Source organism: Streptomyces sp. NPDC055239, assembly GCF_053606205.1.
Window position 1 is genome coordinate 334,174 of record NZ_JBSGRD010000012.1, and the last position, 7,363, is coordinate 341,536.

Sequence of the window (7,363 nt, forward strand, 5' to 3'; positions counted from 1 at the left end):
TCGGGCGTAGGGCCCGATCTACCGCAGCAGCACCCCCGCGGCCTCCCCCGTCCCCTCGGACGGCACCGCCACGAGCCCCAGCTCGGCCCCGCTCGCGAGCAGCCGGTGCGACGGCAGAATGCGGACCGTGTAGCCGAAGGGCCCCGTGCGGTCGAGGGCCAGCGGCCCCTCGTAAAGCCGACGGCCCTCCGCATCCGGCCCGCCCACAGGCTTCAGCGGGAGCGGACTCGCGTCGGCGATGACGTCCTCGGGGTCGACGCGCCCCGCGATCGTCTGGACCTCCACGTCGTCCGGGGTCAGGTCGCCCAGACGCACGCGGACCCGCAGCGAGAGCGTGGCGCCCAGTTCGGCGGTGGCGCCCGTCGCCGACGCCTCGACGTGGTCGACGGCGACACGCGGCCAGGCCGCACGGACCCGCGTCTTCCACGAGGCCAGGTCCTCCGCGGCATCCGCGTCCAGGGTGCGGTGCGCCCGCGCTGCGGGAACGTACAGCTGCTCCACGTAGTCACGCACCATCCGCCCCGCGAGCACCTTCGGCCCGAGCCGGGTCAGGGTCCGGCGCACCATCTCGATCCACCGGTCGGGGAGGCCTCCCGGGCCCTCCTCGTAGAAGCGGGGGGTGATCCTGCGCTCGAGGAGGTCGTACAGCGCCGCGGCCTCCAGGTCGTCCCGCCGGTCGTCGTCCGTCGCCTCCCCGTCCGCCGTGGGGATCGCCCAGCCGAAGTCCGGCTCGAACCACTCGTCCCACCAGCCGTCAAGGACCGACAGGTTGAGGCAGCCGTTCAGCGCCGCCTTCATCCCGCTCGTCCCGCACGCCTCGAGGGGGCGCAGCGGATTGTTCAGCCACACGTCGCATCCGGGGTAGAGCTTCTGCGCCATCGCCATGCCGTAGTCCGGCAGGAACACGATGCGGTGGCGCACCCGCGGATCGTCCGTGAAGCGCACCAGCTCCTGGATGAGCCGCTTGCCCCCGTCGTCCGCCGGATGCGACTTGCCCGCGACGACGATCTGGATCGGCCGGTCGGGATGGGTGAGCAGCTCCATGAGCCGGTCCTTGTCCCGGAGCATGAGCGTCAGGCGCTTGTACGAGGGGACGCGGCGCGCGAAGCCGATGGTCAGGACGTCAGGGTGGAGTACGTCATCGACCCACCCCAACTCGGCGCTCGCAGCCCCCCGTTGGCGCCATGAAGCGTAGAGCCGCTTCCTGACCTCCGTCACCAGCTGGCCCCGCAGCTCGCGCCGCAGCTCCCAGATGTCGGCGTCCTGGATCTCGGCGACCGCGTCCCAGCGCTCCGAGCCGCCCACCGAAAGGGCGTCCTCGGTCCGCTGCGCGCCGATCTGGCGTGCGCCGAGGCGGAACACCTCGGGGGCGACCCAGGTCGGGGCGTGCACGCCGTTCGTGACGGAGGCGATCGGGACCTCTTCGGCGTCGAATCCCGGCCACAGGCCCGCGAACATCTCGCGGCTCACCTTGCCGTGCAGGGTGGAGACGCCGTTGGCGCAGCGTCCGAGGCGCAGGCCCATCACCGCCATGTTGAAGAGGTTGGGCTCACCGCCGGGGTACGTCTCCATGCCGAGCCGCAGTATGCGTTCGACGTCGATGCGGGGCAGTTCTGCGTGCGGGCCGAAGTGCCGGGCGACCAGCTCGCGGTCGAAGCGGTCGATTCCGGCGGGGACGGGGGTGTGTGTGGTGAAAACGGTCCCGGCCCGGACAGCTTCCAGCGAGGCGTCGAACTCCACGCCCTGCCCGGCCAGTTCGTGGATCCGTTCCAGACCGAGGAAGCCCGCGTGACCCTCGTTCGTGTGGAAGACCTCGGGCTCGGGGTGTCCGCTCAGCCTGCAGTACGTCCGTATGGCGCGCACTCCGCCGATGCCGAGCAGCATCTCCTGGAGCAGCCGGTGCTCGCTGCCGCCTCCGTAGAGCCGGTCGGTCACCTCGCGGGCGCCGGTGTCGTTCTCCTCGACGTCCGAGTCGAGCATCAGGAGCGGTACGCGCCCGACGCTCGCCTGCCAGACGTGCGCGCGCAGCTCACGTCCGCCGGGCAGGGCGATCGCCACCAGGCTCGGGGTGCCGTCCGCCTCGCGCAGGAGGGAGAGCGGCAGCTCGTTCGGGTCGAGCACGGGGTAGGTCTCCTGCTGCCAGCCGTCGCGGGAGAGCGACTGGTGGAAGTAGCCGTGCCGGTAGAGAAGACCGACCCCGATGAGCGGGAGCCCGAGGTCGCTCGCCGCCTTCAGGTGGTCGCCCGCGAGGATGCCGAGCCCGCCCGAGTACTGCGGGAGGGCGTCGGTGATGCCGAACTCGGGCGAGAAGTAGGCGACTGCGCGCGGCAGTTCGCTGCCGCGTGCGGCGGACTGTTCCTGATACCAGCGGTCCCCGGTGACGTACTCCCGAAGATCGTCCGAGGCCTCGGCGAGGCGGCGCAGGAAGGCCTCGTCCCCGGCGAGCTTGGCGAGCCGCGCGGGCGGCACACTGCCGAGCAGCCGCACGGGGTCACCGCCCGATGCGGCCCACTGCTCGGGGTCGACGGCCTTGAACAGTTCACGGGTCTTGGTGTGCCAGGACCAGCGCAGGTTGCGCGCCAGTTCGGAGAGTGGAGCGAGAGGTTCGGGAAGAGCGGGTCGTACGGTGAATCGACGGATGGCCTTCATCACTGTGCACCTCTGACAGGGTGTCTGACGGGGTGTATGACGGGGGCGTTCGTAGGTCGCGTATCGACGTTTTGTATATCGCGTGCCGACGCTTCGCATCTCGGGCGTCGATGTATCGATGTGTCGCAACGACGGTAGCGGTGCGCCGCCCCTGTCACCACAGTGCACAGGGCGTACGGGCCTCAGGGACGGGTCGTCGCCGCCACGATCGCCGCCGTGTCCCAGTAGAACGGCCGCACCTGCGCGATCCGCCCGCCGCGCACCGTGATCGTCTGGAGTATCGGAAAGGCGAGTTCGCGCCCCGTCGCGCGGGCCCGCGCGCGGATCTGACTGTGGACGACCGCCGTCTCGCCCGTGGCCAGGAACCGCTGTTCCCCGATCTCGAAGGTCTCCCACGTCTCGCTCATGGCGAGGAAGAAGCGCGTCATTCCGTCGTGGCCGCGCCAGCTGCCGCCGTAAGGGAGTGCCGCTGCCTGGTGCAGTACGACGTCGGGGGCGAAGTAGGGGGCGAAGTAGGGGGCGAGCAGGTCGAACGAGGCTCTGCCGGGGCCGCCCGCGGCCAGGTAGCGGGACTCCGCCTCGTACATGCCGGTGAGGACGGTCGCCGAATCCGGCGTGTCCGACGCGTGCTGGGATTTCATGCCGCAAGCGTGCCGAATCCGGTGGTGTTCGACCGGCGGGAAACGGACGTCGACCTGCGACGGTCACCGCGTGGTCCCGCAACCGGCGGAGGCATCCTGAACCCGTCCGAAAATCGGCGCAACCCTCACAGCACCCCCACCGGCGATATGGCCGATTCCCCCACGCCGTGTGGTCTTGTAGGCCCTCACGCCGCACGAGAGGCTGCCAAGTGGCGCCCGTGGAGGATACGGGGAATCCGGTACGGATCGGACCAACTCCACGGGTCGCATGTCAAGTTGGGGAGGGAAACCAGCGTATGACTCTTTCGCGAACGAAGCGTCTGCGGTGGGCCGGGGCCGTTACCGCCGCCACCACGGCGGCGGTGCTTTCGGCCATCACGATGCCCGCGCACGCCGCTCCCGCCGACGGTGCCCCGCTGGGGGAGATACTCGGCGCCGGTGAGCCCGGTTCCATCAGCGGGAGTTACATCGTCACGCTCAAGGGCGGGACCTCGGCCCCGTCCGACGCGGGCAAGGGCCTTGCCGCGAAGTACGGGGCGCAGATACGCCACACCTACAGCACCGCGATCAACGGATACGCGGTGAAGCTCAGTTCGGACCAGGCCAAGAAGCTCGCGGGCGACTCGAAGGTCGCCTCCGTCGCCCAGGACAGCACCGTGTCCCTGGACAGCACCCAGCAGGAACCGCCCTCCTGGGGGCTCGACCGGATCGATCAGAAGAATCTTCCGCTCGACAAGTCCTACACCGCACCCGCGTCGGCCGGGCAGGGCGTGACCGCGTACGTCATCGACACCGGCGTCCGCGCCACGCACAAGGAGTTCGGCGGCCGGGCGAGCAGCGGCTGGGACTTCATCGACAACGACGCCACCGCGCAGGACGGCAACGGCCACGGCACGCACGTCTCGGCGACCGTGGCCGGCGAGAGCTACGGCGTCGCCAAGAAGGCCGACGTCGTGGGTGTCCGGGTGCTCGACGACGCGGGGTCGGGGACGACCGCTCAGGTCATCGCCGGCATCGACTGGGTGACGAAGCACGCCAAGAAGCCCGCCGTCGCCAACCTGAGTCTCGGCGGCACGGCCAACGTCCAGTTGGACGCCGCCGTACGCAACTCGATCGCGTCCGGGGTGACTTACACGGTCGCCGCGGGGAACGACGGACTTCCCGCGCTGCTGTTCTCACCGGCCCGCGTGAAGGAAGCGGTCACGGTCGGCGCCACCGACACCAAGGACGCCAAGGCGAGCTTCTCCAACTGGGGCCCCGGGGTGGACGTGTTCGCGCCGGGCGTCGGCATCACCTCCGCGTGGAAGACGAACGACACCGCCGAGAACACCATCTCGGGTACGTCGATGGCCTCGCCGCACGCGGCGGGCGCGGCGGCGCTCTACCTCGCCGATCACCCGTCGGCCACACCGGCCGCGGTGAGCAAGGCGCTGACCGATCAGGCGGCCACGGGCAAGGTGACCGGCGCCGGTCTCGGCTCGCCGAACAAGTTGTTGCAGGTCAACAACCCGTAGTACAGGTCACGTCCACGACCGATCCACTACCGATCCACGGAACCGGCCCCGCCACACATGGCGGGGCCGGTTCTGCGTGTGCGGCATGGTCTTGCTTCGGGCGCCGACGCGAAGCACCCTCGATAGGGGACCGGTCTCGTATGAGGCTTACGCACGAGTAAGTAAAAAAGTGCTGGATTGCCCACCAGAAGTTGGTGGGAAGGCTCCCCCGGAACGCACACGGCTGAGTACGGTCAGTCACGGCCCAGTACGCCGGCAAGCGCGGCACGCTGTCGCAGAACCACTCCACACCCCCGTATCCGCCCCACTCATGTAACGCGGACAGGAGCGGTCATGCCCTCAACCCGCCCGACGGCGAAGCCCTCGGGAAAGTCCCCTACCAGGGTGCCCAAAACCGCGGCACCACAGCAGGACCCGCAGGACCCGCAACACCCGCAGGAAGTTCAGCCGGGCACCCTCACCGGCCGCATACCCGTCCTCGATGTCGCGCCCCTCGTCCACGGCGGACTGAGGCCCGCGAAGGCCGTGGTGGGCGAGACCTTCCAGGTCACCGCGACCGTCTTCCGCGAAGGACATGAGGCGGTCGCCGCCAATGTCGTCCTGCGCGATCCGCGGGGGCGCCCCGGACCGTGGACGCCGATGCGCGAGCTTGCCCCCGGCACGGACCGGTGGGGCGCGGACGTCACTCCGGACGCGGAGGGGAGCTGGACGTTCTCCGTCGAGGCGTGGGGCGACCCCGTCACCCAGTGGCGGCACCACGCGAACATCAAGATACCGGCGGGCATCGACACCGAACTCGTCCTGGAGGAAGGCGCCCGGCTGTACGAGCGCGCCGCCGCCGACGCCCCGGCGAGCAAGGGCCGGCGCGCCACTCTCCGCGCCGCCGTCAAGGCCCTGCGGGACACCAAACGCCCCCTCGCGGCCCGCCTGGCCGCCGCTCTCACCCCCGAGGTGGACGCGGTCCTCGCCGAGCATCCGCTGCGCGAACTGGTCACGGAGTCACAGCGGCTGCCGCTGCTCGTGGAGCGGCAGCGGGCGTTGTTCGGGTCGTGGTACGAGTTCTTCCCGCGCTCGGAGGGTGCCGTCGCGGGCGAGGGCGAGCCCGCGCGGTCGGGGACGTTTCGCACCGCCTCGGAGCGGCTTCCGGCCATCGCGGCGATGGGCTTCGACGTCGTCTACCTCCCGCCCATCCACCCCATCGGCACCACCTACCGCAAGGGCCCCAACAACTCCCTCTCCCCCGGCCCGCACGACGTCGGCGTGCCCTGGGCCATCGGCTCCCCCGAGGGCGGCCACGACGCCGTCCACCCCGACCTGGGCACCCTGGACGACTTCGACGCCTTCGTGCGCCGCGCCACCGACCTGCACCTCGAAGTCGCCCTCGACTTCGCCCTGCAGTGCTCACCCGACCACCCCTGGGTGGAAAAACACCCCGAGTGGTTCGCGCACCGCGCCGACGGCACCATCGCCTACGCCGAGAACCCCCCGAAGAAGTACCAGGACATCTACCCCCTGGCCTTCGACCACGACCTGCCAGGGCTGATCGCCGAGACCGTACGCCTGCTGCGGTTCTGGATGGACCACGGCGTACGTATCTTCCGCGTCGACAATCCACACACCAAACCCGTCGCCTTCTGGCAGGAAGTCCTCGGCGACATCAACCGCACCGACCCCGACGTCATCTTCCTGGCCGAGGCCTTCACGCGCCCGGCGATGCTGCGCACCCTGGCCGCGATCGGCTTCCAGCAGTCCTACACGTACTTCACCTGGCGCAACGACAAGGGTGAACTGACGGACTATCTAAGGGAGTTGGCGGGCGAGACCGCCCACTATCTCCGGCCCAACTTCTTCGTGAACACCCCGGACATCCTGCACGCCTACCTCCAGAACGGCGGACGTCCCGCCTTCGAGGCACGGGCGGTGCTCGCCGCGACCCTCTCGCCGACATGGGGCGTCTACAGCGGATACGAACTCTGCGAGAACGCCCCGGCGCGGGCCGACAGCGAGGAGTATCTGAACTCGGAGAAGTACCAACTGAGGCCGCGTGACTGGGAGTCGGCCGAGCGCTCCGGCACCACCATCGCCCCCCTCATCACCAGGCTGAACCACGTGCGGCGCGCCAACCCCGCCCTGCGGCAACTGCGTGACCTGCACTTCCACACCACGGACCAGGAAGCAGTGATCGCGTACTCGAAGACGGCCCCTGACGCGGCCCCCGGCATGGACCCCCATACGGACGGACCGAACACGGTTCTGGTGGTCGTGAACCTCGACGCCCACCACACCCAGGAGGCCACGGTTTCGTTGGACATGCCGCAACTCGGCCTCGACTGGCACGAGTCGGTGCCGGTGCGCGACGAGCTCACCGGCGAGACGTACCACTGGGGCAGGACCAACTATGTGCGCCTCGAACCGGGCCGCGTGCCCGCGCACATCTTCCGCGTCCTGCGACCGTCCTCACCGTTGATCGGAGGGTCACCCACATCATGATCATCAATGAGCCCGTCCAGGACACCTTCGAGGACACCCCCGCCAAGGACCGCGACCCCGAATGGTTCA

General features: G+C 69.8%; 4 protein-coding genes. 2 read left to right on the forward strand and 2 right to left on the reverse strand.

Annotation, left to right across the window (positions count from 1 at the left end; genetic code table 11):
• Positions 1–18: 18 nt before the first annotated feature.
• Both glgP and ACWFRJ_RS33305 read right to left on the reverse strand, forming a co-directional pair.
• A complete protein-coding gene (gene glgP / locus ACWFRJ_RS33300) occupies positions 19–2,649 on the reverse strand; it encodes an alpha-glucan family phosphorylase (RefSeq protein ID WP_453539380.1) in 2,631 nt (876 codons plus the stop codon).
• 182 nt (positions 2,650–2,831) lie between these two features.
• Entirely contained in the window at positions 2,832–3,290 is a 459-nt protein-coding gene (locus ACWFRJ_RS33305; protein ID WP_453539382.1) for a nuclear transport factor 2 family protein, read from the reverse strand.
• 296 nt (positions 3,291–3,586) lie between these two features.
• Between ACWFRJ_RS33305 and ACWFRJ_RS33310 the strand changes: the two genes are divergently transcribed.
• Both ACWFRJ_RS33310 and ACWFRJ_RS33315 read left to right on the forward strand, forming a co-directional pair.
• Positions 3,587–4,804, forward strand: a complete 1,218-nt coding sequence (locus ACWFRJ_RS33310) for a S8 family peptidase (RefSeq protein ID WP_453539385.1) — start codon at positions 3,587–3,589, stop codon at positions 4,802–4,804.
• Between the two features lie 333 nt (positions 4,805–5,137).
• The gene (locus tag ACWFRJ_RS33315) at positions 5,138–7,294 is read left to right on the forward strand and encodes an alpha-1,4-glucan--maltose-1-phosphate maltosyltransferase (RefSeq protein WP_453539388.1); all 2,157 of its coding nucleotides are present in this window, start codon (positions 5,138–5,140) and stop codon (positions 7,292–7,294) included.
• Positions 7,295–7,363: the final 69 nt, after the last annotated feature.

What these genes read in the sequence shown, in the direction of transcription:
- glgP (WP_453539380.1), bottom strand. Translation starts at nt 2,649, where the DNA reads ATGAAGGCCATCCGTCGATTCACCGTACGACCCGCTCTTCCCGAACCT.
- ACWFRJ_RS33305 (WP_453539382.1), bottom strand. Translation starts at nt 3,290, where the DNA reads ATGAAATCCCAGCACGCGTCGGACACGCCGGATTCGGCGACCGTCCTC.
- ACWFRJ_RS33310 (WP_453539385.1), top strand. Translation starts at nt 3,587, where the DNA reads ATGACTCTTTCGCGAACGAAGCGTCTGCGGTGGGCCGGGGCCGTTACC.
- ACWFRJ_RS33315 (WP_453539388.1), top strand. Translation starts at nt 5,138, where the DNA reads ATGCCCTCAACCCGCCCGACGGCGAAGCCCTCGGGAAAGTCCCCTACC.